Annotated in this window: 2 protein-coding genes and 1 pseudogene; all 3 read left to right on the forward strand. The window is 69.3% G+C overall.

Annotated features, from left to right (window positions below):
* The first annotated feature begins 12 nt into the window (after window positions 1-12).
* A pseudogene (locus tag ACWKY3_RS01260) lies at window positions 13-615 on the forward strand (hypothetical protein).
* Window positions 612-2,465, forward strand: a complete 1,854-nt coding sequence (gene ilvB, locus ACWKY3_RS01265; protein ID WP_449314613.1) for a biosynthetic-type acetolactate synthase large subunit — start codon at window positions 612-614, stop codon at window positions 2,463-2,465. Before ACWKY3_RS01260 ends, ilvB begins: the two are co-directional and overlap by 4 nt.
* Window positions 2,466-2,470: 5 nt before the next feature.
* The coding region (gene ilvN / locus ACWKY3_RS01270; protein ID WP_449314614.1) for an acetolactate synthase small subunit at window positions 2,471-2,727 on the forward strand (257 nt) is incomplete at its 3' end.

A 2,727-nucleotide genomic window follows, 5' to 3' on the forward strand; every position in this document is an offset into this window, starting at 1 on the left:
AAGTTTTGTTGCGTGGGCGCGGACGGCGGGTTCGGGCGCCCCCACAACAACCCGTTCTCCCCGGTGGGCGCTTTGCGCGTGCTGCACGGCAACATCGCTCCCGACGGCGCCGTCGTGAAGAAGAGCGCCGTGGACCCCTCCATGCTCACGCACACGGGCCCCGCGCGCGTGTTCGAGGGCGAGGAGGACGCCTGCGCGGCCATCAACGCCGGCCGGATAGAGCCGGGCGACGTGGTGGTCATCTGCTACTAGGACCCCAAGGGCGGCCCTGGCATGCGCGATATGCTCACGCCCACCTCGGCCATCTGCGGGATGGGCCTGTCCACGTCCGTGGCGCTCATCACCGACGGGCGCTTCTCCGGCGCCACGAAGGGCCCGGCCGTGGGGCATGTGAGCCCCGAGGCCGCGGCGGGCGGCCCCATCGCGCTTGTCGAGGAGGGCGACCTCATCACGGTGGACATAGAGGGCGGCGCGCTCACGCTGCACGTGGACGACGCGGAGCTGGCGCGGCGCCGCGCGGCATGGGAACCGCCGGCGCAAAAGCACGACCACGGCGTGCTGTCGAAGTACGCCAAGCTGGTGACCTCGGCAGACAAGGGGGCGTACGTGTCATGAGCGAAGAAGGGCAGAGGCGTCCCGGCGCCACTGCGGCCGCCGTGGGCGCGCCGCGCGGGCTGGGCAGCCGCACGGACAAGCAGGGCAGGCAGATGATAGGGGCCGAGGCCGTGGTGGCCTCGCTGGAGGCCGAGGGCGTGGATCTGGTGTTCGGCTATCCGGGCGGCCAGGCCATCAAGATATACGACGCGCTCTACGATTCGACGCAGATCACCCACGTGCTCGCGCGCCACGAGCAGGGCGCGGTGCACGAGGCCGACGGCTACGCGCGGGCCACGGGCAACGTGGGCGTGGTCGTTGTGACCAGCGGCCCGGGCGCCACGAACACGGTCACGGGCATCGCGACGGCCTACATGGACAGCGTGCCGCTCGTGGTGATCACGGGCCAGGTGCCACGCGGCGTCATCGGCACGGACTCGTTCCAGGAGTCCGACATCGTGGGCATCACCATGCCGGTGGTCAAGCACAGCTACCTTCTGCAGTCCACCGACGAGCTCACGCGCACGTTTCGCGAGGCGTTCCACATCGCCAAGACGGGGCGTCCCGGCCCGGTCCTCATCGACGTGCCGAGCGACCTGGCCTCCGAGACGATGGTGTTCGAGTACCCCGACGACGTGAGCCTGCCCTCCTACAAGCCCACCTACCGCGGCAACGCCAAGCAGGTCCGCCAGGCGGTGGAGCGCATCAAGCGCGCCGAGCGCCCCGTGCTCTACGTGGGCGGCGGCGTGGTGTCCTCAGGCGCGTCGGAGGAACTGGTGCACCTGGCCGAGATCATGCGGATCCCCGTGGTCACCACGCTCATGGGCAAGGGCGCCTTCCCCGCGTCGCACCCGCTCAACCTAGGTCCCGTGGGCATGCACGGCTCGAAGTACGCGAACCTGGCCATGACCGAAAGCGACCTCATCATAGCCGCCGGCGCGCGCTTCTCCGACCGCGTGACGGGCAAGCTCTCCGAGTTCGCGCCGCACGCCGACGTCATCCACATCGATATCGATCCGGCCGAGATCGGCAAGGTGCGCGAGGTGCAGGTGCCCATCGTGGGCGACCTCAAGGGCGTGCTGGCCTCCATCGCGGCGTCGCTGGAGAAAGCCGGCGCGCGCCCGGCCACAGACGAGTGGATGGAGCGGATCGCCGCTTGGCGCACGCGCTACCCCTTCTACCATCCCGGCGTGGGCGACAACCCCGACGAGATCGTGCCCGAGATGGTCATGCGCAAGCTCTCCGCGCTGCTCGATCCGCGAAAGAGCATCGTGGTCACCGAGGTGGGGCAGCACCAGATGTGGGCCGCCCAGAGCATCGACCGCGAGACGCCGCGCTCCTTTCTGTCCTCGGGCGGGCTGGGCACCATGGGGTTTGGCTTCCCCGCGGCCATCGGGGCCGCCATCGGGTGCCCGGACAAGCAGGTGGTGTGCGTGGCCGGCGACGGGTCGTTCCAGATGAACAGCCAGGAGATGGCCACGGCCGCCGTGCACGGCGTGCCGGTGAAGGTTCTTATCATGGACAACCGGTGCCTGGGGATGGTGCACCAGTGGCAGCGCCTGTTCTACCGCGAGCGCTACTCCAACACGCTTCTGGACGATACGCCGGACTTCGTGAAGCTGGCCGACGCCTACGGCTGGGAGGGCGAGCGCATCGAGCGGCCCGAGGAGCTGGACGCGGCTCTCTCCCGCATGCTGGCGGCCGAAGGACCCTACCTGCTGGACGTGGCCATCTCGCGCGACCAGAACGTGTACCCCATGGTGGCGCCGGGGCGGGCGCTCGACGATGTCATCGGGGCCATCGACGTGGCCGTGGGCGCGGTGCGCACCGACGTGCCCGAGTCCGACGGCGGGAAGGGGGGCGCGCGATGAGCGCCATGAAGCACATCCTGTCCGTTCTGGTGGAGAACAAGCCCGGCGTGCTCTCGCGCGTGACCGGCCTCATCTCGCGGCGCGGCTTCAACATAGAGTCGCTGTCGGTGGGCCCTACCGAAGACCCCACCATGTCGCGCGTCACAGCCATCGTCAACGCCGACGACGTGGCCTTCGAGCAGATCACCAAGCAGCTGCACAAGCTGATCAGCGTGCACAAGATCACCGACCTCACCGACGAGGGGGCCATCGAGCGCGAGCT

This window comes from Rubneribacter sp., assembly GCF_965361815.1.

Excerpts from the sequence above, each read along its gene's own strand:
- ilvB (WP_449314613.1), top strand. The coding sequence starts at position 612 with ATGAGCGAAGAAGGGCAGAGGCGTCCCGGCGCCACTGCGGCCGCCGTG.